Genomic DNA, 26,414 nt, shown 5'->3' with positions numbered 1-26,414 from the left:
CATTTCAATTCGCCAGCAACCCATTCTTCTCCAAATAATCCCGCGCCACGTGTTCCGCGCTTTCGCCTTGCACTTTCACGCGGTAGTTCATCTCGCTCATTTCCGCTTCGCTGATTTTGCCGGCCAAGCGGTTCAGCGCGGCCACGATTTGCGGATTCTTCGTGGCAAATTCGGCTTTCATCAGCGGTGCGCCCTGATAGGCGGGGAACAGGGAAATGTCGTCTTTCAGTAGGCGTAATTGATATTGTTTCAACTCAGCATCGGTAGAAAAGGCTTCCACTAGGTCGATTTTGTCATTCAACAATGCCGTATAGCGTAAGGCAGGTTCTAAGCTAACAATATGTTTCAGCGTGATACCGGCTGCCTGCATGCCTTTGTAGCCGTCCGCCCGGTCGGTAAACTCCAGCGAAAAGCCTGCCCGAATATCGGGTGCAGCCTGCTTTAAATCGCTGATTGTCTTCAGTTGGTGCGCCGCGCCGTAGCTTTCTTTGACCGCCAACGCATAAGTGTTCTGATAAGACATCGGTGGCAGAAATTCCAGCCGATATTGTTCCGCCAATAATTGTTTGCCCAGTCGATAAGTTTCATCAGGCGGCAGGCGGCGGTTTTTCTGTTCGGGCGGCACTTGCACTAAAGCCTCCAGCACGGTGCCGGTAAATTCAGGGTAAATGTCGATTTCACCGCTGTTCAGTGCGTTGAACAGGAAGGTGGTTTTGCCGAAATTGGGTTTGACGGTAACCTTGATATTCGGATTTTCACGTTCAATCAATAATTTATACATATTAATCAGAATATCAGGCTCGCTGCCCATTTTGCCGGCAATCACTACGTTTTTTGTGGCAGGTGTAAATGAAATCTGCGACAGGCCGAGTGCGCCAAAGCCCACAGCCAATGCAAGAATCATCGGCAACTTGCGCCGCGATTTCTGCAACAGGCCAATGATGCCGCTCACGCCGACCGCCAGCAGCGCGGAGAGCAATGCGCCGGTAAACGTCATCGTCATGTTGTTTCGGTCGATGCCGAGCAGAATCAGGTTACCCAAGCCGCCTGCGCCGATTAACGCAGCAAGAGTTGCTGTGCCGACAATCAGCACCGCCGCCGTGCGAATGCCCGAAATCATGGCAGGCAAAGCCATCGGCAGCTCAATCCGCCACAGCGACTGCCAACGCGACAGCCCGAATGCGGTGTACGCATCTTGAATCGATTGGTCGATTTGGGTCAGCCCCAAATAGGTATTTTGAAAAATCGGCAACAGCGCGTATAGCGTGAGCGCAATCAAGACGGGCGGCGAACCGATGCCGACAAATGGAATCAGCAAGCCCAGCAGCGCCAAAGACGGGATGGTTTGCAATATATTGGTGAACTGCAATACCGCTTCCGCTGCCCACTGTCTGCGCGCAAACAACACGGCGGCAGGCACGGCAATGGCCACTGCCGCGAGCAAAGCCAGCCCGGAGAGCCATAAATGTGTGAGCAGCATTTGCCAGAGTTCGGCGGGGGAGAAGGGGAGGGATGTGGGCATGAGGGTTGGCCGTGTTGATGGTTAGTGGATTGAATGGTATAGGGGTTTTGGGCATGTGGCAAGGAATGGCGGCGTGAAGGCGGAGGTGGGAAAAGCAGCCTGCACTTTGGATTTATTAAGTGCAGGCTGCTTTTTGTGATATTGAAATAGTGCTTCCAATAATTTAATGATTTAAAATCATATATTTCGACTTAAATCTGCCAAAAACGCCTGCCGCTGTTCGGCGGTGGATTTGTCCATGTTGCCGAAGTTGAGCCATCGGCGCTTGGCGATACCGATGCCTTTGAGCGTGTGTCCCACCATCGCTTTGCCGATGCCGTTGCCGCAAAACCATTTCAGATACCATGTGGGGGCGGTGGACGTGCTGATGACCAAGGCTTCTTTGATATTGGTCAGGTTGCCTTTCAGACCGGTGGCGGTGGGGACATAGGCAAACGTTTTCAGGAAAACCTTGTCTTCAAATCCTTTGACGATGGCCGGCATATCCGCCCACCAGATTGGGAAGATGAAAATTAGGCGGCTGGAGGCTTTCAAAAGTTCTTGATAACGCAGAACCAGCGGATCAAGGGCTTTGCCTTGATTGAACAGGGCAAGCTCTTCTTTGGTGTAGGCGGGGTTGAAGCCGTCTTCATATAAGTCGATCAGTTGGTATTTTTCGCCTTTTTCGTCTAACAGTTGCTGTACCCGTTGCAAAATACCGTAATTGAAGCTTTGCTCGTATGGGTGCGCGTAGATAATTGTAGTGAATGACATTTTTCTCTCCTAATACAATCAAAATAATGGATTATCCGTTGCAGGCTGCCTGAAAACCATTGGAATACTTCAACACTTTCTCTATAACCCCAATTCCCCCCAAATCTCATCAATCTTAGCCGTAACCGCAGGGTCTTTTTTGATTACCCGTCCCCATTCGCGGTCGGTTTCGCCCGGCCATTTGTTGGTTGCGTCCAAGCCCATTTTGCCGCCGAGTCCACTGACGGGGCTGGCAAAATCGAGGTAGTCGATGGGCGTATTTTCCACCAAAACGGTGTCGCGTACAGGGTCCATGCGCGTGGTTACCGCCCAGATGACTTCTTTCCAGTCGCGCACGTTCACATCATCATCGACCACGATGATGAATTTGGTGTACATAAACTGGCGCAGGAACGACCAGCAGCCCATCATCACGCGCTTGGCGTGTCCGGCGTACTGTTTTTTCATGCTGACCACCGCCATGCGGTAGGAGCAGCCTTCTGGCGGCAGGTAGAAATCGGTGATTTCGGGGAACTGCTTTTGCAAGAGCGGTACGAACACTTCGTTCAACGCCACGCCTAAAACGGCGGGTTCATCGGGCGGTTTGCCCGTATAGGTGGAGTGGTAAATCGGGTTTTCGCGCATGGTGATGCGTTCGACCGTAAACACGGGGAAATGGTCCTGTTCGTTGTAATAGCCCGTGTGGTCGCCGTATGGGCCTTCCAACGCGGTTTCGTTCGGATGAATCACGCCTTCCAGCACGATTTCTGCGCGTGCGGGCACTTGCAAATCGTTGCCGATACATTTCACCAGTTCCGTCCGCGAACCGCGCAGCAGTCCGGCAAATTGGTATTCGCTCAAGGTATCGGGAACGGGCGTTACCGCGCCCAAAATGGTGGCAGGGTCGCAGCCGAGTACGACAGCGACGGGATACGGCGTATTGGGATTGAGTTTGCGGAACTCCTGATAATCCAGCGCGCCGCCGCGATGCGACAGCCAGCGCATAATCAGCTTGTTTTTGCCGATTAGTTGTTGGCGGTAAATGCCTAAATTCTGGCGTTTTTTGTGCGGACCGCGCGTTACGGTCAAGCCCCACGTTACTAGTGGCGCAACGTCTTCCGGCCAGCAATGTTGAATCGGAAGTTGATACAAATCAACGTCTTCACCTTCCCATACAATTTCCTGACACGGCGCATTTTTCACCACGTTCGGCGCCATGCTCCAAATGTCTTTCAGCAGCGGCAGTTTGGAAAACGCGTCTTTGATGCCTTTGGGCGGTTCGGGTTCTTTCAGATACGCCAGCGTCTGCCCGATTTCGCGCAGCTTGGACACGCTGTCCGCGCCCATGCCCATCGCCACACGTTCGGGCGTGCCGAACAGGTTTGCCAACACAGGATAATCGTAGCGCGTACCGTCGGGCTTAATCGGGTGTTCAAACAACAACGCCGGCCCTTCGGCACGCAGCACGCGGTCGGCGATTTCAGTCATTTCCAAATGCGGGGAAACGGGATGGGCGATGCGCTTGAGTTTGCCCCGCTGCTCGAGCATGGCGATGAAGTCGCGTAGGTCTTTGTATTTCATTGGGTTGCTTTCTAATTTAAGGCTACCTGAAAATGTGGATGGCGTTTCAGGTAGCCTTTATAGCCTATTTCCCGTGCAACACCCGCTGGGCGGCTTCGATTTTGCCGGCGAGGATGTCGGGCAGGGTGGCGATGGATTTGTCGATGGCGTCTTCGATCAGTTCCTTCTCTTCGCGGCGGGGTTTTTTTAGCACGTAGTTCACCACTTCGTTGCGGTCGCCGGGGTGGCCGATGCCCAGGCGCAGGCGGTAGAAGTCGGGGCTGCCGAGGCGGGCTTGGATGTCTTTGAGGCCGTTGTGGCCGCCGTTGCCGCCGCCGAGTTTGAATTTGATGCGGCCGGGCTCGAGGTCGAGCTCGTCGTGGATAACGAGGATTTCCTGCGGCTGGATTTTATAAAACGAGGCAACGGCCTGCACGGCTTGGCCGGAGAGGTTCATATAGGTTTGCGGCTTGAGCAGGCGGATTTCGCCGCTGGGGCGGGTGCTGCGGATGAGGTGGCCGAAGAATTTCCTGTCGTCTTGCCAATGGCTGTGCCATTGCTGGGCGAGCTGGTCGAGCAGCCAGAAGCCGGCGTTGTGGCGGGTGTCTTCGTATTCGGGGCCGGGGTTGCCGAGGCCGACGATGAGTTTGATGGGCATGGGGTTTCCTTATGGGTTCGGGCTACCTGAAAAGGGGTGGCTGTTTGGGTTGAGGCTGGTTTTTCAGGTAGCCTCTTTGTCCAGTGTGAGGTGTGGCAGGACGAGGTAGGCTTCGGACTGCATTTCGGTGAGGCGGCTGGCGCTGCGCACGAATTCGTTGGCGAAGTCGCCGTGGGTGTAGATTTGTTCGGGCGGCACGGCGAGGCTGGCGCTGAGTTTGACACGGTAGTCGTAGAGTACGTCGATGAGCCAGGTGAGGCGGCGGGCTTCGGCGCGTTCGGTTTCGTTGAGCTGCGGGATGTGCGAGACGAAAATCATGCGGCTGGTTTCGGCCAGGGCGAGGTAGTCGGCCTGGGAGCGGGGGCCGCGGCACAGGGCGTCGAAATGGAACCACAATACGCCGTCGGCCTGGCCTTGGGTGGGGATTTCGCGGCCGAGCAGGGGCAGGCTGCCGGGCTGGGGGGCTTGGCCGGTGTGGCGCTCGAACAGGGCGGCGAGCCGGGTTTCGCTCTCAGCATTGTCGGGAATGAAGAAGATGTCGGCGGGGCTGAGGCTGCGTTGGCGGTAGTCTTGGCCGCCGTCCACGTTGAGGATGTCGAGGCTTTTTTCGAGCAGGGCGATGGTGGGCAGGAAGCTGCTGCGGTTTTGGCCTTGCGGGTAGAGCCCGGCCGGCTCGTAGTTGGAGGTGGCTACGAGCACCACGCCTTCGGCCAGCAGGCCTTCGAGCAGGCGGCCGAGAATCATGGCGTCGGCGATGTCGCTCACGTGGAATTCGTCGAAGCAGAGGATTTGGGCGTCGCGGGCGATGTCGCGGGCCACGGCTTGCAGCGGGTTGGCTTGGTTTTTGTGTTCGCGCATGCGGCGGTGGGCTTCGGCCATGAAGGCGTGGAAGTGTACGCGGCGGGCGGTGCCGGGCGGCAGGCAGCCGTGGAAGGCGTCCATCAGGAAGCTTTTGCCGCGCCCGACGCCGCCGTAGAAATAGAGGCCTTTGGGCGGCTGGTTTTTTTTGCCGAAGAGTTTGCCCAGCAGGCGGCCGCGCTGTTGGCGGTGGGCATTGAGCTCGTGCCAGAGCTGGTCGAGGCGGCGGATGGCGGTTTCTTGGGCGGCATCGCGGATAAAGCCGGGCTGCCGGGACGCGGCCTGATACCAGCTCAGGGGGCTGTGGCCGGCGAAGGGGGGCGGGGTGAATGTGGTCATGATGTGCGGTGGGTGGGTTTCAGGTAGCCTTTGGAAGGCTGGATGAATGAAAAACGCTGCTATTTTGCCTGATATGGCGGGGGATGAACAGGTGTGAACAGGCGATGAAACGGGCGGGCCATGGCCGGAATGCCTCGTTTTCATACCGTATTGGCCATGCTGGCTGCGGCGCGATGCTGGGTGTTGAAGGAAACATTATTCCGGCTATTCAGATGCCCGCCCGCTGACAGATTGAAGGCTACCTGAAAAGCTTTATTCGTTTTCAGGTAGCCTTTTGTGTGCCGCGCGGGGCTTAGCGGATGCTTTCCAATGCCTGTTGCAAGTCGGCAATCAGATCGGCGGTGTCTTCCAGGCCGATGGAGAGGCGGATGAGGCCTTCGCGGATGCCGGCTTCGAGTTTGGCTTGCGGCTCGAGGCGGCAGTGGGTGGTGGTCCAGGGGTGGGTGATGGTGGAGCGCACGTCGCCGAGGTTGGCGGTTTTGGAGAATACTTTAACGCGGTCGATCACTTGCCAGGCGGCGCTCTGCCCGCCTTTGAGCTCGAAGGCCACCACGATGCCGCCGCCGGATTGCTGTTTAGCGGAAAGCGCGGCTTGGGGGTGGCTGGGCAGGCCGCTGTAATACACTTTGGCCACTTCGCTGCGTTTCTCCAGCCATTCGGCCACGGCCTGCGCCTGGGCGTTTTGCTTTTCCATGCGCAGGGGCAGGGTTTCGCAGCCGGAGAGCAGCACCCAGGCGTTGAACGGGGAGAGCAGTAGGCCAGCGGAGTTGGCATATACCGCCACTTTTTCCATCAGCTCGGCGCGGCCGCACACCACGCCGCCCATCACGCGGCCGTGGCCGTCGATGGCTTTGGTGGCGGATTGCACGGATAAATCGGCGCCGAGTTTGAGCGGCTGCTGCAGGGCGGGAGAGCAGAAGCAGTTGTCTACGGCGAGCAGGGCGCCGTTGCTGTGTGCGATGTCGGCCAGCGCGGCGATGTCGGCGATTTCGTTGAGCGGGTTGGACGGGGTTTCCACAAACAGCATTTTGGTGTTGGGCTTTACGGCCTCGCGCCAGGCGGCGGGTTCGGTTTGCGGCACGAGGGTAACTTCGATGCCGAAACGGGCGAGGTGGTTTTGGATAAAGCCCAAGGTGGTGCCGAACAGGCTGCGGCTGCTCACGAGGTGGTCGCCGGCGGAGAGGAATGTGAGCAGGGCAGCTTGGATGGCGGCCATGCCGGTGCCGGTGGCGATGCCGGCCTCGCCGCCTTCGAGCAGGGCGATGCGGCGGGCAAAGGCGGAAACGGTGGGGTTGGCGGTGCGCGAGTAGGTGAAGCCGGGTTTTCTGTGGGCAAACAAATCGGCGCCGTCGGCGGCGGAATCGAACATGAAACTGCTGGTGAGGAACAGGGCTTGGTTGTGTTCGTTGTAGTCGGTTTGCTCTTTGGCGCCGCGGATGGCGAGGGTTTGCGGATGAAGCGGTTGGGTCATGGTGTCTTTTCCAAGTGAATGAATAGGGAGGATGGAGTTTTCAGGTAGCCTCAATTTTGCCTGATTAGGCTACCTGAAAAGCAATTTTCGTGCTGTTGGGGGCACGATAGTATAGTGGATTAAATTTAAATCAGGACAAGGCGGCGAGCCGCAGACAGTACAAATAGTACGGCAAGGCGAGCCAACGCTGTACTGGTTTAAATTTAATTCACTATAAATAAACGATGCGGCAAACGGCCTTAAGCATACTCTTTTTGCCTGCCGCCGAAAACCCGCTGCCTAAGATAACCAAAGCTGGCGGGCAAAATTGCCAATCAACAGGCACAGCAAAGCCATAAAGCCGTAGCGCAGCCAGCGGCTGCCGCCGAGCACCGCCAGTTTCGCGCCGCAGAAGCCGCCGATTAGGTTGGCCGCCGCCAGCGGCAGCGCCCAGTGCCACAGCACATGTTGGCTGGGGATGAAAAAGCTCAGCGCGGCCAGATTGGTCATCAGGTTGATTACCTTGGCGCAGGCGGTGGCGGTGAGGAAATCGTAGGCAAAAAAGCGCACGAACACGAAGGCCAGCAGGCTGCCCGTGCCCGGGCCGAACAGGCCGTCATAAAAGCCGATGGCCGCGCCAAACGCCGTGCCCAGCAGCATTTCGCCCCGCGTGAGCGCGCGGGTGCGCTCGGTTTGCCCCAAATCTTTGCGGAAGAAGGTGTACACAAACATCGCTACCATAATCACCAGCATGGCCGGTTTCATATATTGCACCGGCACATAGGCCACCAGCTTCGCGCCGGCGAACGAGGCGGCAAAAGCCAGCACGCCGGCGGGCAGCAGCATTTTCCACGGCAGCTTCAGGCGGCGGGCGAACTGGCCGGCGGCGGTGAAAGTGCCGGCGAATGAAGCCGCCTTGTTGGTGCCCAGCACGGTGGGCACGGGCGTGGCGGGCGGCAACACGCCGAACAGTGCGGGCAGCTGCAACAGCCCGCCTCCGCCCACGGCCGCATCCATCAGCCCGGCCAAAAAGCCGGTGATGAGCAGCAGGATAAAGGAAAGCTCCATGGGTTTCTCCGTTGATGATGGGGTAGGGCGGCATTGATACGCCGCCTATTGGTTTTGTTTGTTTCTTTTAGATTTCAGGTAGCCCTAACGGCAGTAGGGGGAAAGCTTGCTTTCGCTCACAGCCGCACGTTGTGGCAGGCTTCGTACACCGGCAGCAGGCGGTGCAGGGTTTCGACTAGCCAGGCCGCGCTGTCGGCCTGCCCCAGTTGGTCGCGTTCCAAGTGGCGGCCGAGGCAGAGGAAGTCTTGCGGGCTGCGCAGAGAGAAGGCCTCAGGCGGGACGGCGGCGATGGCGGGGTAGTCGGCGTATTCGCTGTCGCTGCCATGCCAGATTTGGAAGTCGGCAAAGTCGGCGTGCGGGAAATCGGCCAAAGCCTGTTGGTAGCAGGCCAGCGGCAGGGTGGAGCGGGCGGCGCGGTATTCGTGCCATTCGAGGCTGGCGGTGAGCCTGCGGCGGTTGAGCAGCAGCGAGAGGATGACCGCCGTATCGGCATGGGTTTGATATTTGAAATAGGCGAAAAAGTGGGCGCGCACCTGCCAGCCGTTGCACCAGCGTTCGATATGCGGCGGGGCAAAGCCTGCGCCCAATTCGGTGGCTACCTGAAAAACCAGCGTGCGCCACACTTGCCACGCGGCTTTGTAGTCGGCCTTGGTTTGCGCTTCGGTTTCGGGCTGGTATTGGCGGATTTGGGCGAACTGGAAAAACGGGCGTTGGAACAGGTCGCAGCTTTGCGGGGTGAGCATGATGGTTTGGCGGGGCATGAAAAAGGGAGAGGCTACCTGAAAAATAGATTTTCAGGTAGCCTCAAGTCGGTTTGGCACGCACCTGGAGCAGAGAAATTCAGAAATTACGATTTAATCCGCTGAACATATTCCAACAAAGTGCCCACCGCTGCGATAGCGGCAGCACCGGCAAAACCAATTCGCGCAGCAAACAGAATGTGAGCGGCAGCTAAATCAGTCGACTCCAGACCAATGATCAAGCAGGCCAAAAATGAGCCGATGCCGAGTGGCACAAACAGGCACAGGAAAATGTGCGGCAGGGGAAGCGCCCTCAAAGCCAATCTTATTTCCTGTATCTTCTGAGAAATCATCATCCCGGATTTCATTATAGTGAATTAACAAAAACCAGTACAGCGTTGGCTCGCCTTGCCGTAACGTGTGTACTGTCTGCGGTTCGCCGCCTTGTCCTGATTTTTGTTAATCCACTATACATCCTCCTTGTGAATGAATACCCGTTTCTTCGCTGCCGCATAGGTATCCGCATTTTCTGGTCAACTGCCAAGTCAAGGCTACCTGAAACCTTTTTCAGGTAGCCTTTCCGTTTTATTTCTCCAGCGCGGCTTGCAATCTCTGTTCCAGCGTGTCGCTGTCGAAGGATTTGGCGATCACTTCAAAGCGGCTGTCGCGCCGCCAGGCCACTTGGTTGGCGCCCCATTGGCCTTCGCTCCAGTTGAGCCACACCCAGCTGCCAAGTACTTGGAACACGCCTTTGGCGCGGATGAGGCCTTCGCACAGTTTGGGCAGGTCGTTGAAGAATTTGGTGAGCTTTTCGCCGTCGAAGCTGCTGCCGGCGGGGAAGGTGTAGCCTTGCGATTGCAGGCCCATGCTGTTGTCGGGCAGCTCTTTGATGCGGTAGCGGCTTTTTTCTGCCACCGGGGTTTCCAGCAGGGCGATGTCTAAATAAGCATCGGTGGTTTCCAGCACGGCGGCTTTGGGCGGGAAGAGTTGGGCGGCTTTGCTGCGGAAGGCGGCCATTTCTTCGGGGCTGCACATGTCGGTTTTGTTGGCGATCAGCACGTCGGCCACGCTCACCTGGTCGCGGTAGAGCGGCTGGTTGGCGTAGTCGGGGTTAGTGAATTGGCGCGGGTCGACCAGGGTAAATACGGCGCCGATATCCAGCATTTGGTCGAAGGGTTTGGCGCGCAACTCGTCGATCACGCTGGCGGCGTGTGCCAGGCCGCTGGCTTCGATGATGATGCGGTTGGGCTTGTTGCCGCTCACCATGCGGTTGATGGTGGTGCCCATCTGCGCACCGGCCACGCAGCACAGGCAGCCGCCGGCGATTTCGGCCACGGGGATGCCGTTGTCGCTCAGCACGGCGCCGTCGATGCCGATTTCGCCGAATTCGTTTACCACGATCACCCATTTTTCATCGGGGCTCTTCTGCTCCATCAGGTGGCGCAGGGCGGTGGTTTTGCCTGTTCCCAAAAAGCCGGAAAACAGATGTACTTTTGCTTTCTTTATTTCTGACATTGTTTGCATATTCCTGTTAAAACAACATGTTCTTCTTTTAATTTAAACCCGCCTGCGGCCACGCCGGCGCACAGCGCCTGCCATTCGCGGGAGAGGGTTTGCTCATCGGTGTTGCCGCACTCGGTACACACCAAAATGAAGGCGCTGTGGTGGTGTTGCTGCTCGTCGCTGCTGTGGCAGTGGTCGTCGCAATGGTGGCGGGCATGGCTGCATAAAACATAGCCGTTTACTGCGGCCACTTTGTGCAGCACGCCGTGTTCGGCCCAGAAATCGAGCGCGCGGTAGGCGGTGGGCGGCGCCACCACACCGTTGCTCTGCTGCTGCATTTGCGCCAGCACGGTGTAGGCCTTAATCACGCCTTCCTGCCGCAAAACGATATCCAGCACCTGCTCGCGCAGGGCGGTAATCTGCAGGCCTTGCTCGCGGGCGCGGGCGATGATGGCGGTTTTGTAGTCGGGTGCGGAGTGCTTGGTCATGGCTGCTTCCTATTATTATTGGCTGGGGTGGCGCACAACGGCGAGCGGGTTGAAGCTCTGCGCCACCGGCATGATTTCGATGCTGTTCACGTTCATGTGCGCGGGGCGCCGGTAGAGCCACAGCACGGTGTCGGCGATGTCTTCGGGGCGGATGTAGTCCACGTTTTTATATACATCGGCGGCGCGTTGGTCGTCGCCTTTGAAGCGCACGTTGGAAAACTCGGTGTCACCGCACAGGCCGGGCTCGATGTTGCTCACGCGCACGCCCGTGCCGGCCAAATCGGCGCGCAGATTCAGGCTGAATTGGCGCACATAGGCCTTGGTGGCGCCATACACATTGCCGCCGGGGTAGGGGTAGGTGCCGGCCACCGAGCCGAGGTTGATGATATAGCCGCTGCCGCGCGCCACCATGCCGGGCAGCACTTGGCGGGTGAGGTAGGTGAGGCCGATGATGTTGGTTTGAATCATGGTTTGCCAGTCGGCGAAATCGGCTTGATGAGCAGGGTCTAAACCCAAGGCCAGGCCGGCGTTGTTCACCAGGCAGTCGATCCGGGCAAAGTTTTCAGGTAGCCCTTTGAGCGCGGTATCCACGGAAGCGGTATCACTCACATCCATTTGCAGCGGCAGGAAGTTGGCGCCCAATTCCGCGCGCAGTTCGTCCAGTTTGTCGGCACGCCGCGCTGCGCCGATCACGCGGTAGCCCGCTGCGGCGAGCGTGCGGCAGATGGCCCGCCCGAAACCGGCCGATGCGCCGGTAACCAAAATGCTCATGATTGCCTCCGTTGTGCTGGATTGCTCGATATAGCCGGGGTGCTTCTCTTCCTATGGCGTTGGCTCGCTTTGCAGGAAGGAATAACGGCTTTGGCTAAAAGCAATAGTATAACACCGACAGCTTGCCGGCAGCTTTAAAATGGCAGCAAGGCTCTACTTAACTTTCGCCACCACATTGGTTTGTCTTACCGTACTACCTGTACTGTCTGCGGTTTGCCGCCTTGTCTCATTCTTATTTCTGATCCACTATATTTTCAGGTAGCCTGTGGCGGAGCGCGGTATTCTGCCCAATAGCGGCGGGAGGCGGTATAAGGCTACCTGAAAACCGTGCTAGAATGCCCGCCTTCCGCATTTTGGCCAAAGGCTTGTTGATATGGCACGTCATCCCTACCGCCGCCTGCGTTCGGCACGTTTCGCCCTGCCCGAAGTGGGCATTTCCGAACACGGCAACATCCGCTCGCTGCATTTGGGCAGCGAAACGGTGCAAAGCTCGATGAATGTGGATTACCCCGCCGAGCTGGTGCTTTCCTACAGCCGCGCCATGATGGCTTGGCTCCTGTTTGCTGAAAACGTGCGCCACATCACGCAAATCGGGCTGGGTGGCGGCTCGTTTGTGCGCTGGATCGATGCCCACCTGCCCGAAGTGGCGCAAACGGCGGTGGAAATCAACCCGCAGGTAATCAGCGTGGCGCGCGGCCTGTTTGAATTGCCGTTTGAGGGCGAAAAATTTGAAATCATCGAGGCCGACGGCGCGGAATACATCAAAACCCTGCGCGGCGGCACAGATATTTTGCTGGTGGACGGCTTCGACGGCGTGCAGATTATCGACGCCCTGGTGGCCGAGCCGTTTTTTGCCGACTGCCGCACCGCCCTGAGCGACAACGGCATTTTCGTCACCAACTGGTGGAGCGGCGACAAACGCTACCCGCTTTTCCTGCAACGGCTCGCGCAGGTGTTTGAGCAGCGTGTGTTGTGCGTGCCCGCCGAAACCCACGGCAACGTGGCCGTGCTTGCCTTCCAAAACCAAGCGCCCCAGCCGCTGGCCGCCCTGCAGAAAAAAGCCGCCAAGCTGGGCGAGCAATACGGGCTGGACTTCAAAACCATGCTGCATCAGGCACACGTGCCGCCGGGCAGCACTTGGCAGTGGCTGCGCTGAGCGTGTTTGAAGGGCGGGTTTGATACCTGCCCATTGTTATGAGAGGCTACCTGAAAAGCATCTGTACGGGCGGCTAGTGCCCGTTTTGTGGAATGAAATAAAGGCTACCTGAAAAAACCATATGGTTTTCAGGTAGCTTTTAGCCTTTTGGTATGCCTTATTTATACGGCTGCTGCGGTGAAGCGTTGGTGCAGATGGGCTTTCTTCTCCACATCATCGGCAATCGCAATGGCCAAATCTGCCACACTGATGCCGGCCGGTGCATCGCCCGTCATCAGGAGTTCATCGCCGCCCAGGCGGTATTGGCCGGTGCGCTCTTCGCTGAAGCCGCCGTCGGCGCCGAGGCAGGCGGGCGGGGAAATCATCGCCCAGTTCACATCGGCATGTTGGGTTTGCAAGTCGCGCAGCAGATTGCGTGCGGCGTTGGCGCCATCGAAAATTTCTTTTGGGAATACAGGCGTATCAATCAGCTGCACGCCGGGTGCCACAAACAGGCTGCCCGCGCCGCCCACGGCCAAAAGATAGGGCACTTTCGCCGCTTTGGCTGCCGCTAGGATGGCTGCGTAGCCGGCGGTGAAATCGCGGCCGATGTTCGGATTTGCCCAACCCGGGTTGAACGCGCTCACCACTGCATCGAAGCCGGAGAGCTGCGTGGCAAAATCGGCTGCATGCACATCGGCCTGCACGGCTTTCACATTCGGCGCGGCCAACACCTTATCCGTGTTGCGCGCAAAGGCGCTTACTTCATGCCCGCGTTCTGCCAGCTCGCGCACCACAGCGTTGCCCACATATCCGGTGGCACCGATTACAGCGAATTTCATATTTAGCTCCTTAAGTTTTGTTGATTAATCATGATGGAGCGCATTCTAAGGGCATTCATCCAGCTTGATAATCCGCTGTAAACTGTTTACGCTGTGAAGCCCAACTAAACAATGGAGACCGTCATGACACAAAAAACCCTGTATTTGGGCCGCGAACCTGAGCAATTCACCCCCGGCCAAGAGCTGGTGTTGGAATCTTTTTTCGAACAAAGCCCCTACGGCGTGGTGTTTGAAGACGATTGCGGCACCGGCTATTTCTATGCCGTGCACCAAGAGGAAGGTATCCTCGATGCGCTGCATATTTATAACGTGGAAGACGTAGCCGACCGTCATATCCCATCCGAAATCAGCATTCTATGGAGCGAAGACCTCGGCCTGGCCGTGCTTGATATCAACGGCTACATCCACGCCGTGTTCGACTTTGCCGCCCACGCCGGTTATTGCCGCAACGCCTTCCCCGAGGCCGATGGCGATTGGCTGCGCGAGCCCAACCGCCTGCTGAGCGATGAGTTGCTCGACCAACTGCTGGGCACATAAACCATGCACAATCAAATTGTTCAAACCGGCAACCGCTTCAGCCTGTCGTTTGCCGGTTTAGGCGGCCATGAACACTGTTTTTTCTCGCAATACGCCCCAAGCGGCCATGAGCTGGCCAAAATCATCCGCCGCATCATGCGGGAGGAAAACATCAAAAATGTCGAGCTCGCCGCAGAGCAAGACAGCCTCACGCTCAGCGCTAAAAAACGTCGCCCCTTGGAAAGTATCTGCACACGGCTTGAGTTTGAAATACGCGTGTTTGAAGGCAGCGCTTATTCGGTGAAGACAAAAAATTTGTTTAAATAAACTGTTATGGATGATCTCAAACCCCTGCTCGCCTTTGCTGCCGTGCTCGAACACGGCAGTATGAACGCCGCCGCGCAAGCCTTGGGCATGACCCCGTCTGCCGTGAGCCAGCACATCAGCCGGCTGGAAAAGCTGCATGGCGTGAAGCTGCTGCACCGCAGCACCCGCCGCCTGGCTCCCACCGATGCCGGCCAAGCACTTGCTGCCCATTGCCGCCGTCTGCTTGCCACCGTGCAAGACACCCGCACCGCGCTCGACGGCCTCAAAACCGACATTGCCGGCAGCGTGCGCTTGGCCGCGCCCACCGGTTTAGTGAATGCTGCCGCCTTTCAGCACGCCCTGCGGCGCATCCGCCGCGAACATCCCGCCCTCAGCCTTGAATTACACTTTGGCGAAGCCATCGAAGAACTGCGCGAAGGCAGTATCGACATTGCCTTGCGTGGCGGCGGTCATGCCTTGGACGAGCCCGACCTGGTTGCCCGCAGGCTGGCCGAATGGCCTTGGCAAATTTGCGCTGCTCCGGGCTACCTGAAAACCGCCCCCGACATTACCCATCCTGCCGATTTAGCCGCCCACCCTTGGGTGTACCACCTGCCGCCGCACATCGAGCTGGCACGCGGCAATGAACGCTATCTGCTCAACATCGATCGCGGCACCGTTTGCAACCAGCTCGCCGCCGTGTGCCACCTGTGCGAAGCCGGCCTCGGTCTTGCCCTGATTATTGCCGGCGAAACCCGCGATGCCGTTGCCCAAGGCCGGCTGCAAATCCTCCTGTCCGATTGGCAGCTACCCGCCGTTACCCTCTATGCCGTAACGCCCCACCGCGTTCAAGCCGCTCGCACCGCTGCCGTGTTGCGGATCTTGCAAGAGAGCTTTATGGGGGAGGCAGAGGCTACCTGAAAAATACGTTGGGGTGCAGATAAGTACTGATTCACCCGTGCGGGCAAGCAGTTGCCCAGCCCAACGGAGAAGCCTGCTCGGAAGAAGCAAGGATGGTGGCCGAATTGTTTGGGTGTTGGCGGAAATGATATGATGGGTAGCCGTTGTTCATAACGGAGCTGCCGCAGGTTCCTGCCAAGGCAGCCTGCATAAAATATCAATGTAACGAAAGGGAAAAATATGATGTTACTGAGCAATATTGAAACCGTTCCCGGCCGCACCGTCGTCCGCCATTTGGGATTGGTTCAGGGTTCGACCGTGCGCGCCAAACACGCCGGCCGGGATTTTATGGCGAGCTTGAAAAACTTGGTTGGCGGTGAATTGAAGGGCTACACCGAGCTTTTAAACGAAGCCCGTGATGAGGCGATTGCACGCATGGTTGAACAAGCGCGCCAGGCCGGGGCCAATGCCGTGGTAAATGTGCGTTTTTCCACTGCATCCGTAGCGGCAGGGGCTGCCGAAATTTTTGCCTACGGTACAGCTGTGGTTTTGGAATAGGAGGCTGCGATGTCGAACGACAACGATGGATTTTCCGTTATCCTGCTGCTGATGTGCCTGTGGCCGATTTGGCTGCTGCTGATCACCTATTTCACCGGCCGCCATATTGAGCGGAAGCATTATGCTGATATAGAGGCGCGGGAAGCTGCGCTGCGGCATATCATGGTTATTGCTGTTAAAAAAACGCCGCAGGATTTCAGTGGCGGAGAATTGGTTTATGCGGGAGTTGTGGTTTCCAGCGATTATTTCCGCCGTATGTTGGCAGCGTTCCGCAATTTTTTCGGCGGCAATATCCGCAGCTACGAAACCTTGCTCGACCGTGCACGGCGCGAAGCCGTACTGCGCCTAAAAGAACAGGCCGCAGCGAAAGGGGCAAATGCCGTGTTGAACTTCAAATTGGAAACGGCCTCTTTGGATAATATCTATCAACCGCAACAAGGCGGTGTGGTAGGTACGGTTGAAGTGTTGGCTTATGGCACGGCAGGAGTGCTGTCTTAGCCGGTTCAGTCTCTACATAATTGATGCCAAGAATACAAGGCCGTCTGAGTTTTTCAGACGGCCTTGTATTCTTGGTTAAACCGAATTACAGCAAGCGTAGGATGGGACACTCGTTGCCACGCATCCCTTTCAGGCTACCTGAAAGCACCGCTTCAACGAAGTTAAAAACCGTGTGGGCATTTATGCCCTCTCTGCAAAAATCCGGCAATCACTGTTTTCAGGTAGCCTTTAATGAACAAGGCTACCTGAAAAACGCTACAAATATTGTTTGCTCAGATACACGCTCACGAGCAGGCCGCTGGGGTGGTGGGGGCTTTGAGCCAGTTCGATGCGGCCGCCGTGGCGTTCGGCGATGGTGCGGGCGATGGAGAGACCGAGGCCGGTGCCTTCCTGGCCGCTGCCGAGGATGCGGTAGAAGGGGTCGAACACGCGGCTGCGTTCGGCGGGTGGGATGCCGGGGCCGTTGTCTTCGATGCGGAAGATGATGTGGCCGGGTGTTTCTTCGGCACTCAAGTCGATTTGGCTGCCGGGCGGGGTGTAGCGGATGGCGTTGTCGGCCAGGGTTTTGACGAGGGTGTAAAGGTCGGCTTCGTTGGCGTGGAAGACGGGGTTGGCGGGGCTGGATACGCCGAGGTCTTGCTCTTTGGCTTCGGCCAGGGGCAGGAGGTCTTCAATCACGCTGCGGAAGAGGTCTTGGCTGGACAGGCGCTCTTGGGGACGCCGGGCTTCGGGAGCTTGGGCGCGGGAGAGAGAGAGGAGTTGCTCGAGCAGGCGGCGGTTGCGGTGGATGCCTTGCAGGAGGTTGGCGAGCTGGCCGGCGGCGGGTTCGGGCAGGCTGTTGGCGGCCAGGCGTTCGGCTTGCAGGGAAAGGGCGGTCATGGGGCTGCGCAGTTCGTGGGCGGCATCGGCGATGAAGCGCTGTTGCTGCTGCATGGCTTGGTGGGTGCGTTCAAGCAGGCGGTTGATGGCTTGGATGAAACCGCGGATTTCATTGGGGATGTCTTCGGTGCTCAGGGGGGCGAGGTCGCTGCTGTGGCGCGCTTCGAGGCTTTGGGAAAGGTGGTGCACGGGCTGCATGGTGCGGCGGACGATAAAGATGGTGAGCAGGATGCTGAGGGGGGCGAGCAGGATGAGCGGCAGGGCGCTGCTCCAGGCGGCACGTTCGGCCATGTCTTCGCGGAAGTCGTTTTCTTGGAGTACGGCGATGGGCCCCTGGGGGGTGTGGCGGATGTAGGCGCGGTAGGTGTCGTCGCCATCGGGCTCTTGGAAGGTGTGCAGGCCTTCGGGCAGGTTGGCGGGGAGGGTGATGTGGTCGTCATCATCGTCGTCGCTATCGCGGCTTCGGGCGCGGTCGCCGGCGGGGGTTTGGATGCGGATGTGGGCGTCGCGCTGGCTTTCGGTGTTTTCAGGTAGCCTGTTGGGGTCGATGTGGGCGGCGATTTGGCGCAGGAGGTCGTCTTGCAGTTTGTTGGTACTGCGGTAGCTGTCGTAAAAGGCAAAGCCGCCGGCCAGGAGTGCGGCGAGCAGCAGGGCGGCACTGAGCGCGGCGGCCAGGCGCAGTTGGATGGAGTGGCGGAAGGGGATGGGGAGGCGCATGGAGGTTTAAGGTTTATTAATGTTCTGATTTTAAGCCGCTTGCCGGATTTCAGGTAGCCTTATGGGGTGGCGGTGATGAGCGGCATGAGTTCAATCCGGCTTGGACTCTTTGGGCACCATCCAGCCGACGCCGCGGATGTTTTTAATGTGTTCTTTGCCGATTTTTTTGCGCAGGGCGTGGATGAGGTAGTCGATGGCGTTGCTTTCCACTTCTTCGCCCCAGCCGTAGATTTTGTCTTCGAGGCTGCTGCGGGAAAGGATGGTGCCGGGGCGTTGGAGCAGGGCTTCGAGGATGGCGAATTCTTTGTTGCTCAATGCAACGGGCTCGCTCTGGCCGACGATTTCCACTTGGTGGGCGGCGGGATTGAGGGTGAGGGCGCCGTTGCTCAGCAGGGGGCTGGTGCGTTGGTGTTGGCGGCGCAGGACGGCGCGGATGCGGGCTTGCAATTCGGCCATGTCGAAGGGTTTGATGAGGTAGTCGTCGGCGCCACCGTCGAGGCCGGAGAGGCGGCTGTGTAGGTCGTCGCGGGCGGTGAGAATGAGCACGGGGGTGGGGTTGCCGCTGCCGCGCAGCTGCTGCAATACGTCGAGGCCGTCTTGGCCGGGCAGGCCGAGGTCGAGCAGGATGAGGTCGTAGCTTTGGCTGCCGAAGGCGGTAACGGCGGTGCGGCCGTTATTGATCCAATCTACGGCGTAGCCGCTGTCTTTGAGGCTGCCGGCTACGGCGTCGGCAATCATGGTGTCGTCTTCGATGAGGAGGATGCGCATGGCGGTTTGGCTTGGGGTGGGGGTATGGTGGCAGTATAGCAGGCGTGAATTAGGGGGAAATTAGGGCGGGAAGGTTTGGGCTTGGCAGCAACTTTGCGCTGCTATGTTTTCAGGTAGCCTCCATATCGGAAGGGCTACCTGAAAACATAAGTGCAACTAAGTATAGTAGATTGAAATCAGAATGCTACGGTGTGGCGCTTAATCCTGCTCGGCCAACCAATCCACATAGCGGCGCACGCCGGTGGCCACGTCGTCGAATGCTTCGGCATAGCCGGCGGCGCGTAGGGTACTGATGTCGGCCTGGGTGAAGCTTTGGTATTTGCCTTTGAGCGCGTCGGGGAAGTCGCTATACACAATCAAACCTTGTTTTACCAGCTCTTCCAGCGGCAGTTCGGGCTTGCCTTCGCGGGCGCGGCAGGCGTTTACGGTGGCGGCGGCCAGGTCGTTGAAGGGCTGGCTGCGGCCGGTGCCGCAGTTGAAAATGCCGGATACTTCGGGATGGTCGTAGAAGAAGAGGTTTACTTTGACTACGTCTTCCACGCAGATGAAGTCGCGGCTTTGCGCGCCGGCGGGGTAGCCGTCGTAGCTGCCGAACAGGGTAACGCGGCCGTGCTCGCGGTATTCGTGGAAGTGGTGGTAGGCCACGGAGGCCATGCGGCCTTTGTGCTGCTCGCGGCGGCCGTATACGTTGAAATAGCGCAGGGCAACCACTTGATTGTGCAGCCCTTCTGCCATGCGGCGGCGCAATACTTGGTCGAACAGGAATTTGGAATAGCCGTATACATTGAGCGGGGCTTCCAATTCGCGCTGTTCGCGGAAGGTTTGGCCTTTGCCGTATACGGCGGCGGAGGAGGCGTGGATCAGGCGGATGCGGTCGTCTTGGCACCAGTCGAGCAGGTCGAGCGTGTATTGGTAGTTGTTGTCCATCATGTACACGCCGTCGTGGTTCATGGTGTCGGAGCAGGCGCCTTGGTGGAAGATGGCTTCGATGTCGCCGCCGTTGATTTGGTGGGCGCGCACTTGGCGGATGAATTCGTGTTTGTCCAGATAGTGCGCAATATCGGCCTGCACCAGATTGCGGAATTTGTCGGCGCGGCTGAGGTTGTCCACCGCGATGATGTCGGTGATGCCGCGCCGGTTGAGCGCGTGCACGATGTTGCTGCCGATAAAGCCGGCGGCGCCGGTAACGATGATGGTCATGAGCTTTTCCTGATAACGGGTTGGCGGGTATTTTAACCGATTTCAGGCTACCTGAAACTTGAATATCCGCTCTTGGAAACCATATAGCAGCCCAATCAAGATAACAACAAGGACAACAATCATGACCACCCAATCCGCCAATCTGCGCACCCGCTTTATTTTCGACGACCAGCCCGTGCGCGGCCTGCATGTTCAGCTGCAAAGCGTGTGGCAGCACATCGTACAGCGCAAACCCTACCCCGCCGCCATCCGCAGCGCACTGGGCGAGCTGCTGGCTGCCGGCGTTTTGCTTTCCAGCAACCTCAAACTGCCCGGCAAGCTCATATTGCAAATCCAAGGGCAGGGCGACCTCAAAATGCTCGTGGCCGAAACCGATTCCAACCACAGCTGCCGCGCCACCGCCCGCTGGAACGAACAAACCAACTTAGACGACGGCCGCAGCCTGATCGAGCTGCTCGGCGAAAACGCCGTATTCGGCATCACCCTCCAGCCCAACGAAGGCGAACCCTGGCAAGGCATCGTGCCGCTCGAAGGCAGCAACATCGCCGAAATGCTCAGCGCCTATATGCGCCGCTCCGAGCAGCTCGACACCCACATCAGCCTCGCCGCTTCCGAACACGCCGCCGGCGGCCTGCTGCTGCAAAGGCTGCCCGAACAACAAATCGACGCCGACGCCTGGGCGCACTACACCACCTTGGCCGACACCGTTACCCCGCAGGAATTGATCAAACTCGATGCCCAACACCTGCTCTACCGCCTATTCCACGAAACCCCGCCGCGCGTATTCGAGCCCGAACAAATCGAATTCGCCTGCACCTGCTCGCGCGGCAAAGTAAGCGATATGCTGCTGCTTTTGGGCGGGCAGGAAGTGGGCAACATCGTGGCCGAACAAGGCAGCATCGCCATCGACTGCGATTTCTGCGGCGAAAAATACGTGTTCGACGACACCGACGTGCAAGCCCTGTTCGGCATGGAAATCGAAGCCATGACCGGGCAGCAGCTGCAATAAAGCGGCGTTGCTTGAATCAGCATGAAGGCTACCTGAAAAACCGGCTTTCGGTTTTCAGGTAGCCTTTACTTTGGGCGGCGGATTGCCCAACCCGAATTTCTTGTTTGGTCGCATGGTCTGAAACGGCAAGTGCCCGGGTATTGCTGCTCCTCTTTATTTTGCCGAGAAACCAACGGAACCATACCGCCCTTTGGCTATAATACCGCTTTTTAAAACAGCACCAGCCGGAAATTCCCATGCCCAAGGCCAAATACCTGCTTGCCTCAGCCATTGCCGCTGCCGCCCTGATTGGCGGCGGCGTGTATTACCGACAAAGCCATACACCTACCACCACCGAAGCTGCCTACCAAGAGGGCATCGCCGCCCTCAAGCGGCAAGACCACGCAACTGCTTTCCGTTTTTTCAGCCAAGCCGCCGAACAAGGGCACGCCGCCGCACAAAACGAACTCGGCCGGCTATATGAACAAGGCTTGGGGGTAAAGCAAGACTATGCTAAGGCAATGGATTGGTATCAGAAATCTGCCGCTCAAAACTACGCCCGAGCCCAAGCCAGTCTCGGCTGGGTGTACGAACAAGGCTTAGGTGTGAAGCAGGACTATGCCCAAGCCCGTGCCTGGTACGAAAAGGCCGCGGCCCAAGGTAATGCCGATGCACAAAACAATCTGGGTTTGTTGCATGAAAACGGCAGTGGTGGAAAGCAGGACTATGTCCAAGCCCGCGCCTGGTATGAAAAAGCCGCCGTGCAAGGCCATACCCGAGCTCAAACCAATCTTGGCGAATTGTATGAAAGCGGCAATGGTGTAAAGCAGGACTTCGATCAAGCCCGCGCTTGGTACGAAAAAGCCGCTGCCCAAGGCCTTGCCCGAGCCCAAACCAGTCTCGGTTTGCTGTATGAAGAGGGGCGGGGCGTGAAGCAGGACTATGCTCAAGCACTTGCCTGGTATGAAAAAGCTGCTGCACAAAACTATGCCGATGCCCAAGTCAATCTCGGCGTGCTGTATGTAAACGGTTTGGGTGTGAAGCAGGACTATACCCGGGCACACGCTTGGTTCGCAAAAGCTGCCGCACAAGATAATGCCTATGCCCAACATAATCTCGGCGTGCTGTATGAAAAGGGTTGGGGTGTGAAGCAAGACGATACCCAAGCCCGTGCCTGGTATGAAAAAGCCGCTGCACAAGGCCATGCCGAAGCTCAAAATAACCTTGGCTTGATATATGAAAACGGCAGGGACGTGAAGCAGGACTATACCCAGGCACACGCTTGGTTAGCCAAATCTGCTGAACAAGACAGTGCCAGTGCCCAAAACAATCTCGGCGTGCTGTATGAGAACGGTTGGGGCGTGAAGCGGGATTATGCCCGTGCGCGTACTTGGTACGAAAAAGCCGCGGCGCAAGGCAATGCCGTTGCCCAAACCAATCTCGGCATGATGTACGAAAGCGGCAATGGTGTGAAGCAAGATTTTGCCCGAGCCCGTGCTTGGTACGAAAAAGCCGTCACACAAGGCAATGCCCGAGCCCAAAGCAATCTCGGTATGCTGTACGAAAAAGGCCGGGGTGTGAAACGGGACTACGCCCAAGCACGCTCTTGGTTTGAAAAAGCCGCAGCACAAGGTGATGTCATTGCCCAAATCAATCTCGGCATGCTATACGAGAAAGGCTGGGGGGTAGAGCGCGACTATGCCCGTGCCAAAGCCCTGTATGAACAGGCTACCGCCACAGCACCCATAGAAAGCGCGGCCAAGGCCTACTATACGCTCGGCACAATTTATGAGCAGGGTCGGCTAGGCATACCAAGAGATATTACCGAGGCACGCACCATGTATTACTATGCCGCCGGGTTGGGGCATACGGGGGCTAAAGCCAAATTGCGGCAACTGAGATAACGGGCAGGCTGCCCATGCCCGAAAGGCTACCTGAAAAACGTGCGCTATATTTTTCAGGTAGCCTCAAACGCTGAAAAGGCTACCTGAAACTTTCCGCTTCGTTGAAGCTCAAGTTTTCAGGTAGCCTTTTCCCCTTCTGCCCCCGCCGCCTAATGCTCCTCCAGCCCGGCCAAAATCGCGCAATCGGGGCAGTCGTTTCCTGCGCAGGCGTCGTGCCAGCGTTGCAGCTCGGCCACCATGCCCTGCAGGTGTTCGATTTTGGCTTCCAGCTCGGCGATGTGTTGCGCAGTGAGCGTTTTCACTTCGCGGCTGGTGCGCTGCGGATTGTGTTGCAGGCTCAAAAGCTGCCCGATCTGCGGCAGCGAAAAACCCACTTCCCGCGCATGGCGGATAAAGCGCAGCCGGGCAAGGTCGGCCTGGCCGTAGCGGCGGTAGCCCGCTTCGCTGCGCGCGGCCGGGGCGAGCAGGCCGTGCTTTTCGTAGTCGCGGATTTGTTTGGCGGAAAGGCCGCTCTCGGCCGCGGCTTGGCTGATGTTCATCATGATGCTTGACCTTTACTTCGGGTGAAGCTTTATAGTGGCGACACTTAGCGGGAAAGCAAGAGCAGACCCATCATTTCAGGCTACCTGAAAGTTTTAGCGGTAACGGGCCTTAAAACTTCAGCCTCATTCCAACAGAAAGGAAACCCTATGCAAACCATCACATTAAACATCGAAGGCATGACCTGCGGCGGCTGCGTGAAAAGCGTTACCAGCATCCTCGAAGGCGTAAACGGCGTGGACAAGGCCGAAGTGAGCCTGGAAAACAAGAACGCCGTCGTGGAATTCGACCCCGCCCAAACCAACCCCGCCGCGCTGATAGAAGCGGTGGAAGACGGCGGCTTTGATGCGGCTTTGTAAATCGAATCGCAACAAATCGACTGCAACACCCCAAAGGCTACCTGAAAACCCTGCTCCGCTTTTTTCAGGTAGCCCAACCACATTCAGAAGGAAGAAACCATGCAACAAAAAGTCCGTTTCCAAATCGAAGGCATGACCTGTCAGGCATGTGCTTCGCGCATTGAAAAAGTGTTGAACAAAAAAGACTTTGTCGAATCGGCGGGGGTGAACTTCGCCAGCGAGGAGGCGCAGGTGGTGTTTGACGACAGCCAAACCTCCGCCGCCGACATCGCCAAAATCATCGAGAAAACCGGTTACGGTGCAAAAGAAAAAACGGAAGACGCGCTGCCGCAACCCGAAGAAACCGCGCATGTAAGCTGGCGGCTGTGGCTGCTGTTCGCCATCAACGTCCCGTTCCTTATCGGCATGGCGGGGATGATGATCGGCAGAAACGATTGGATGATTCCGCCGTTGTGGCAGTTCGCATTGGCGAGTGTGGTGCAGCTTTGGCTGGCAATCCCGTTTTACAAAAGCGCGTGGGCGAGTATTAAAGGCGGGCTGGCGAATATGGACGTGCTCGTTACCATTGGCACGGTGTCGATTTACCTGTATTCCGCTTATATGCTGTTTTTCAGCCCGCACGCGGCGCACGGCATGGCGCATGTGTATTTTGAAGCGGGCGTGACGGTGATCGGTTTTGTGTCTCTGGGCAAATTTTTGGAACACCGCACCAAAAAATCCAGCCTGAACAGCTTGGGTCTGCTGCTGAAACTCACGCCGACTCAAGTCAACGTGCAACGCGATGGCGAATGGAAACAACTGCCCATCGATCAAGTGCAAATTGGCGACCTGATCCGCGCCAACCACGGCGAACGCATCGCCGCCGACGGCATTATCGAAAGCGGCAGCGGCTGGGCGGATGAGAGCCATCTCACCGGCGAATCCAATCCCGAAGAGAAAAAGGCGGGCGGCAAAGTGTTGGCGGGCGCGCTGATGACCGAAGGCAGCGTGGTGTATCGCGCTACGCAGCTCGGCAGCCAAACCCTGCTCGGCGACATGATGAACGCGCTGTCTGAAGCGCAAGGCAGCAAGGCGCCGATTGCGCGCGTGGCGGATAAAGTGGCGGCGGTATTCGTGCCTACCGTCGTGGGCATCGCGCTTTTGACTTTTATCGCCACTTGGCTGGTGAAAGGCGATTGGACGATTGCACTGATGCACGCCGTTGCCGTTTTGGTAATTGCCTGCCCGTGCGCACTCGGTCTGGCGACACCCGCCGGGATTATGGTCGGCATGGGCAAGGCGGTGAAACACGGCATTTGGTTCAAAGACGCGGCGGCGATGGAAGAAGCCGCCCACGTCGATGCCGTCGTGTTGGACAAAACCGGCACGCTGACCGAAGGCAGACCACAGGTTGCCGCCGTCTATTACGTTCCCGACAGCGGCTTTGACGAAGACGATTTGTACCGCATTGCCGCTGCCGTCGAACAAAACGCCGCCCACCCGCTCGCCCGTGCCATCGTCTCCGCCGCCCAAGCGCGCGGTTTGGACATTCCCGCCGCACAAAACGCGCAAACCGTCGTCGGCGCAGGCATTGCCGCCGAAGTTGAAGGCGTGGGTTTGGTGAAAGCGGGTAAACTTGATTTTGCCGAATTAGGGCAGGATGATGGTTTGATTTCAAGTTCATTTCGCGGCATAAACCACCGGATGCAAGGCGAAAAACGCAGCAAGGTTGGACACCTTGCGAGTATTTTCAACGCGGCAGACGGCGGTTTAGGACGTGAAAGGGACGAAATTTCAAACCGTCAGCCTGCCCTAGGGCTACCTGAAAACCTTTCAGACGACGTCTGGCGCATCGCAAGCATCGTCGCCGTTTCCGCCAACGGCAAGCCCATCGGTGCATTCGCACTTGCCGACGCATTGAAAGCCGACACCACCGAAGCCATAGGCCGTCTGAAAAAACACGGCATCGACGTTTACATCATGAGCGGCGACAACCAAGGCACGGTCGAATACGTCGCCAAACAACTGGGTATCGCACACGCCTTCGGCAACATGAGTCCGCGCGACAAAGCCGCCGAAGTGCAGAAACTCAAAACCGCCGGCAAAACCGTGGCGATGGTCGGCGACGGCATCAACGACGCACCCGCCCTCGCCGCCGCCAACGTCAGCTTCGCCATGAAAGGCGGCGCAGACGTTGCCGAACACACCGCATCTGCCACGCTGATGCAGCATTCGGTCAACCAGCTCGCCGATGCCCTGCTGGTGTCGCAGGCGACTTTGAAAAACATCAAGCAAAACCTGTTTTTCGCCTTCTTCTACAATATCTTGGGCATCCCGCTCGCCGCACTCGGTTTCTTAAACCCTGTCATCGCAGGTGCGGCAATGGCGGCAAGTTCGGTGTCGGTGTTGGGCAATGCCTTGAGGTTGAAACGGGTGAAGATTGAGTGAGAATTTAGAGGCCGCTTGAAAACATTCCCCTTGGTTTTCAAGCGGCCTCTAACGTTATACGGAAGATTAAAGAAGGGTAAGGCAAAGGTAGGCGGGATTGCAGATAAATACCGCCTGCGCTTATTTTGCCCGCTGCGGCAGCCATGCCCGGCCTGCCGGTATGCGGGAAATTGGCTGGCTTCAGGCGG

The 26,414-nt window shown here is 57.7% G+C and carries 27 protein-coding genes; 10 read left to right on the top strand and 17 right to left on the bottom strand.

The window, feature by feature from the left end; translation table 11 throughout:
- Positions 1-4: 4 nt before the first annotated feature.
- From A7Q00_RS04095 to A7Q00_RS04040, 12 genes are all read right to left on the bottom strand, one after another.
- Complete coding sequence (locus A7Q00_RS04095; protein WP_064089353.1) at positions 5-1,522, bottom strand: ABC transporter permease/substrate-binding protein; 1,518 nt, start codon at positions 1,520-1,522, stop codon at positions 5-7.
- A gap of 177 nt (positions 1,523-1,699) precedes the next feature.
- Positions 1,700-2,275, bottom strand: a complete 576-nt coding sequence (locus A7Q00_RS04090) for an NAD(P)H-dependent oxidoreductase (RefSeq protein ID WP_064089352.1) — start codon at positions 2,273-2,275, stop codon at positions 1,700-1,702.
- Between the two features lie 81 nt (positions 2,276-2,356).
- Positions 2,357-3,835, bottom strand: coding sequence for a 4-hydroxy-3-polyprenylbenzoate decarboxylase (ubiD, locus tag A7Q00_RS04085; RefSeq protein ID WP_064089351.1), 1,479 nt, complete (start codon positions 3,833-3,835; stop codon positions 2,357-2,359).
- A gap of 64 nt (positions 3,836-3,899) precedes the next feature.
- Positions 3,900-4,472, bottom strand: a complete 573-nt coding sequence (gene pth / locus A7Q00_RS04080; RefSeq protein ID WP_064089350.1) for an aminoacyl-tRNA hydrolase — start codon at positions 4,470-4,472, stop codon at positions 3,900-3,902.
- 63 nt (positions 4,473-4,535) lie between these two features.
- The gene (zapE, locus tag A7Q00_RS04075; RefSeq protein ID WP_064089349.1) at positions 4,536-5,669 is read right to left on the bottom strand and encodes a cell division protein ZapE; all 1,134 of its coding nucleotides are present in this window, start codon (positions 5,667-5,669) and stop codon (positions 4,536-4,538) included.
- Positions 5,670-5,961: 292 nt separating this feature from the next.
- On the bottom strand, positions 5,962-7,140 hold the full coding sequence (gene metZ, locus A7Q00_RS04070) for an O-succinylhomoserine sulfhydrylase (RefSeq protein WP_064089348.1): 1,179 nt from the start codon (positions 7,138-7,140) through the stop codon (positions 5,962-5,964).
- Positions 7,141-7,419: 279 nt separating this feature from the next.
- A complete protein-coding gene (locus A7Q00_RS04065) occupies positions 7,420-8,187 on the bottom strand; it encodes a sulfite exporter TauE/SafE family protein (RefSeq protein WP_064089347.1) in 768 nt (255 codons plus the stop codon).
- A 116-nt stretch (positions 8,188-8,303) separates the two neighbouring features.
- Positions 8,304-8,930 (bottom strand): HI_0552 family protein, encoded by a 627-nt coding sequence (locus A7Q00_RS04060; RefSeq protein ID WP_064089368.1) that lies wholly within the window; start codon positions 8,928-8,930, stop codon positions 8,304-8,306.
- 104 nt (positions 8,931-9,034) lie between these two features.
- A complete protein-coding gene (locus A7Q00_RS04055; protein WP_064089346.1) occupies positions 9,035-9,283 on the bottom strand; it encodes a hypothetical protein in 249 nt (82 codons plus the stop codon).
- Positions 9,284-9,512: 229 nt separating this feature from the next.
- On the bottom strand, positions 9,513-10,442 hold the full coding sequence (locus A7Q00_RS04050) for a CobW family GTP-binding protein (RefSeq protein ID WP_064089345.1): 930 nt from the start codon (positions 10,440-10,442) through the stop codon (positions 9,513-9,515).
- The gene (locus tag A7Q00_RS04045; protein ID WP_003823993.1) at positions 10,430-10,918 is read right to left on the bottom strand and encodes a Fur family transcriptional regulator; all 489 of its coding nucleotides are present in this window, start codon (positions 10,916-10,918) and stop codon (positions 10,430-10,432) included. Before A7Q00_RS04045 ends, A7Q00_RS04050 begins: the two co-directional genes overlap by 13 nt.
- A gap of 15 nt (positions 10,919-10,933) precedes the next feature.
- Positions 10,934-11,689, bottom strand: a complete 756-nt coding sequence (locus A7Q00_RS04040) for an SDR family oxidoreductase (protein WP_064089344.1) — start codon at positions 11,687-11,689, stop codon at positions 10,934-10,936.
- 373 nt (positions 11,690-12,062) lie between these two features.
- Here A7Q00_RS04040 and A7Q00_RS04035 point away from each other — a divergent pair, with 373 nt between their 5' ends.
- Positions 12,063-12,845: a polyamine aminopropyltransferase gene (locus tag A7Q00_RS04035; RefSeq protein ID WP_064089343.1), complete on the top strand. Its 783-nt coding sequence runs from the start codon at positions 12,063-12,065 to the stop codon at positions 12,843-12,845.
- A gap of 161 nt (positions 12,846-13,006) precedes the next feature.
- On the opposite strand, the gene A7Q00_RS04030 is transcribed toward A7Q00_RS04035, so the two are convergent.
- Positions 13,007-13,666, bottom strand: coding sequence for an NAD(P)-dependent oxidoreductase (locus A7Q00_RS04030; RefSeq protein ID WP_064089342.1), 660 nt, complete (start codon positions 13,664-13,666; stop codon positions 13,007-13,009).
- Between the two features lie 123 nt (positions 13,667-13,789).
- On the opposite strand from A7Q00_RS04030, the gene A7Q00_RS04025 reads away from it, so the two are divergent.
- The 5 genes from A7Q00_RS04025 (at position 13,790) to A7Q00_RS04005 (ending at position 16,444) form a co-directional block, all read left to right on the top strand.
- Complete coding sequence (locus A7Q00_RS04025) at positions 13,790-14,203, top strand: DUF2251 domain-containing protein (protein WP_064089341.1); 414 nt, start codon at positions 13,790-13,792, stop codon at positions 14,201-14,203.
- A 3-nt stretch (positions 14,204-14,206) separates the two neighbouring features.
- Entirely contained in the window at positions 14,207-14,509 is a 303-nt protein-coding gene (locus A7Q00_RS04020; protein WP_064089340.1) for a hypothetical protein, read from the top strand.
- 6 nt (positions 14,510-14,515) lie between these two features.
- Positions 14,516-15,409, top strand: coding sequence for a LysR family transcriptional regulator (locus tag A7Q00_RS04015; protein WP_064089339.1), 894 nt, complete (start codon positions 14,516-14,518; stop codon positions 15,407-15,409).
- Between the two features lie 219 nt (positions 15,410-15,628).
- Positions 15,629-15,946 (top strand): YbjQ family protein, encoded by a 318-nt coding sequence (locus tag A7Q00_RS04010; RefSeq protein WP_245637523.1) that lies wholly within the window; start codon positions 15,629-15,631, stop codon positions 15,944-15,946.
- Between the two features lie 9 nt (positions 15,947-15,955).
- The gene (locus tag A7Q00_RS04005) at positions 15,956-16,444 is read left to right on the top strand and encodes a YbjQ family protein (RefSeq protein WP_064089338.1); all 489 of its coding nucleotides are present in this window, start codon (positions 15,956-15,958) and stop codon (positions 16,442-16,444) included.
- A 255-nt stretch (positions 16,445-16,699) separates the two neighbouring features.
- Here A7Q00_RS04005 and A7Q00_RS04000 read toward each other — a convergent pair whose 3' ends face one another.
- The 3 genes from A7Q00_RS04000 to rfaD form a co-directional block, all read right to left on the bottom strand.
- Entirely contained in the window at positions 16,700-18,040 is a 1,341-nt protein-coding gene (locus tag A7Q00_RS04000) for an ATP-binding protein (protein ID WP_064089337.1), read from the bottom strand.
- 90 nt (positions 18,041-18,130) lie between these two features.
- Positions 18,131-18,808 carry a response regulator gene (locus A7Q00_RS03995; protein ID WP_064089336.1) on the bottom strand — a complete coding sequence of 226 codons (678 nt, stop codon included), beginning with the start codon at positions 18,806-18,808 and terminating at the stop codon, positions 18,131-18,133.
- 198 nt (positions 18,809-19,006) lie between these two features.
- Positions 19,007-20,008 (bottom strand): ADP-glyceromanno-heptose 6-epimerase, encoded by a 1,002-nt coding sequence (gene rfaD / locus A7Q00_RS03990; RefSeq protein ID WP_064089335.1) that lies wholly within the window; start codon positions 20,006-20,008, stop codon positions 19,007-19,009.
- A gap of 121 nt (positions 20,009-20,129) precedes the next feature.
- On the opposite strand from rfaD, the gene hslO reads away from it, so the two are divergent.
- Together hslO and A7Q00_RS03980 are read left to right on the top strand one after the other, a co-directional pair.
- The gene (gene hslO, locus A7Q00_RS03985) at positions 20,130-21,017 is read left to right on the top strand and encodes an Hsp33 family molecular chaperone HslO (RefSeq protein WP_064089334.1); all 888 of its coding nucleotides are present in this window, start codon (positions 20,130-20,132) and stop codon (positions 21,015-21,017) included.
- 236 nt (positions 21,018-21,253) lie between these two features.
- The gene (locus tag A7Q00_RS03980) at positions 21,254-22,900 is read left to right on the top strand and encodes an SEL1-like repeat protein (RefSeq protein WP_064089333.1); all 1,647 of its coding nucleotides are present in this window, start codon (positions 21,254-21,256) and stop codon (positions 22,898-22,900) included.
- 149 nt (positions 22,901-23,049) lie between these two features.
- Here the strand turns inward: A7Q00_RS03980 and cueR are convergent, their stop codons facing one another.
- Positions 23,050-23,442 (bottom strand): Cu(I)-responsive transcriptional regulator, encoded by a 393-nt coding sequence (gene cueR / locus A7Q00_RS03975; RefSeq protein WP_064089332.1) that lies wholly within the window; start codon positions 23,440-23,442, stop codon positions 23,050-23,052.
- 147 nt (positions 23,443-23,589) lie between these two features.
- Between cueR and A7Q00_RS03970 the strand changes: the two genes are divergently transcribed.
- On the top strand, positions 23,590-23,799 hold the full coding sequence (locus A7Q00_RS03970) for a heavy-metal-associated domain-containing protein (protein ID WP_003674677.1): 210 nt from the start codon (positions 23,590-23,592) through the stop codon (positions 23,797-23,799).
- Between the two features lie 99 nt (positions 23,800-23,898).
- Positions 23,899-26,226 (top strand): heavy metal translocating P-type ATPase, encoded by a 2,328-nt coding sequence (locus A7Q00_RS03965; RefSeq protein ID WP_082887743.1) that lies wholly within the window; start codon positions 23,899-23,901, stop codon positions 26,224-26,226.
- Positions 26,227-26,414 lie beyond the last annotated feature (188 nt).

Source organism: Eikenella halliae (genome assembly GCF_001648475.1).
Lineage (GTDB): Bacteria > Pseudomonadota > Gammaproteobacteria > Burkholderiales > Neisseriaceae > Eikenella > Eikenella halliae.
Note: the sequence above shows the minus strand (reverse complement) of the source record. Positions and strands in the feature narration are given on the sequence as shown.

What these genes read in the sequence shown, in the direction of transcription:
- A7Q00_RS04005 (WP_064089338.1), top strand. Translation starts at nt 15,956, where the DNA reads ATGTCGAACGACAACGATGGATTTTCCGTTATCCTGCTGCTGATGTGC.
- A7Q00_RS04030 (WP_064089342.1), bottom strand. Translation starts at nt 13,666, where the DNA reads ATGAAATTCGCTGTAATCGGTGCCACCGGATATGTGGGCAACGCTGTG.
- cueR (WP_064089332.1), bottom strand. Translation starts at nt 23,442, where the DNA reads ATGATGAACATCAGCCAAGCCGCGGCCGAGAGCGGCCTTTCCGCCAAA.
- A7Q00_RS04095 (WP_064089353.1), bottom strand. Translation starts at nt 1,522, where the DNA reads ATGCCCACATCCCTCCCCTTCTCCCCCGCCGAACTCTGGCAAATGCTG.
- A7Q00_RS04050 (WP_064089345.1), bottom strand. Translation starts at nt 10,442, where the DNA reads ATGTCAGAAATAAAGAAAGCAAAAGTACATCTGTTTTCCGGCTTTTTG.
- pth (WP_064089350.1), bottom strand. Translation starts at nt 4,472, where the DNA reads ATGCCCATCAAACTCATCGTCGGCCTCGGCAACCCCGGCCCCGAATAC.
- A7Q00_RS03995 (WP_064089336.1), bottom strand. Translation starts at nt 18,808, where the DNA reads ATGCGCATCCTCCTCATCGAAGACGACACCATGATTGCCGACGCCGTA.
- A7Q00_RS04045 (WP_003823993.1), bottom strand. Translation starts at nt 10,918, where the DNA reads ATGACCAAGCACTCCGCACCCGACTACAAAACCGCCATCATCGCCCGC.
- A7Q00_RS04055 (WP_064089346.1), bottom strand. Translation starts at nt 9,283, where the DNA reads ATGATGATTTCTCAGAAGATACAGGAAATAAGATTGGCTTTGAGGGCG.
- A7Q00_RS04090 (WP_064089352.1), bottom strand. Translation starts at nt 2,275, where the DNA reads ATGTCATTCACTACAATTATCTACGCGCACCCATACGAGCAAAGCTTC.
- A7Q00_RS04025 (WP_064089341.1), top strand. Translation starts at nt 13,790, where the DNA reads ATGACACAAAAAACCCTGTATTTGGGCCGCGAACCTGAGCAATTCACC.
- A7Q00_RS03970 (WP_003674677.1), top strand. Translation starts at nt 23,590, where the DNA reads ATGCAAACCATCACATTAAACATCGAAGGCATGACCTGCGGCGGCTGC.
- A7Q00_RS04040 (WP_064089344.1), bottom strand. Translation starts at nt 11,689, where the DNA reads ATGAGCATTTTGGTTACCGGCGCATCGGCCGGTTTCGGGCGGGCCATC.
- A7Q00_RS04020 (WP_064089340.1), top strand. Translation starts at nt 14,207, where the DNA reads ATGCACAATCAAATTGTTCAAACCGGCAACCGCTTCAGCCTGTCGTTT.
- ubiD (WP_064089351.1), bottom strand. Translation starts at nt 3,835, where the DNA reads ATGAAATACAAAGACCTACGCGACTTCATCGCCATGCTCGAGCAGCGG.
- hslO (WP_064089334.1), top strand. Translation starts at nt 20,130, where the DNA reads ATGACCACCCAATCCGCCAATCTGCGCACCCGCTTTATTTTCGACGAC.
- rfaD (WP_064089335.1), bottom strand. Translation starts at nt 20,008, where the DNA reads ATGACCATCATCGTTACCGGCGCCGCCGGCTTTATCGGCAGCAACATC.
- A7Q00_RS04065 (WP_064089347.1), bottom strand. Translation starts at nt 8,187, where the DNA reads ATGGAGCTTTCCTTTATCCTGCTGCTCATCACCGGCTTTTTGGCCGGG.
- A7Q00_RS04000 (WP_064089337.1), bottom strand. Translation starts at nt 18,040, where the DNA reads ATGCGCCTCCCCATCCCCTTCCGCCACTCCATCCAACTGCGCCTGGCC.
- A7Q00_RS04060 (WP_064089368.1), bottom strand. Translation starts at nt 8,930, where the DNA reads ATGCTCACCCCGCAAAGCTGCGACCTGTTCCAACGCCCGTTTTTCCAG.
- A7Q00_RS03965 (WP_082887743.1), top strand. Translation starts at nt 23,899, where the DNA reads ATGCAACAAAAAGTCCGTTTCCAAATCGAAGGCATGACCTGTCAGGCA.
- zapE (WP_064089349.1), bottom strand. Translation starts at nt 5,669, where the DNA reads ATGACCACATTCACCCCGCCCCCCTTCGCCGGCCACAGCCCCCTGAGC.
- metZ (WP_064089348.1), bottom strand. Translation starts at nt 7,140, where the DNA reads ATGACCCAACCGCTTCATCCGCAAACCCTCGCCATCCGCGGCGCCAAA.
- A7Q00_RS04035 (WP_064089343.1), top strand. Translation starts at nt 12,063, where the DNA reads ATGGCACGTCATCCCTACCGCCGCCTGCGTTCGGCACGTTTCGCCCTG.
- A7Q00_RS04015 (WP_064089339.1), top strand. Translation starts at nt 14,516, where the DNA reads ATGGATGATCTCAAACCCCTGCTCGCCTTTGCTGCCGTGCTCGAACAC.
- A7Q00_RS04010 (WP_245637523.1), top strand. Translation starts at nt 15,629, where the DNA reads ATGATGTTACTGAGCAATATTGAAACCGTTCCCGGCCGCACCGTCGTC.
- A7Q00_RS03980 (WP_064089333.1), top strand. Translation starts at nt 21,254, where the DNA reads ATGCCCAAGGCCAAATACCTGCTTGCCTCAGCCATTGCCGCTGCCGCC.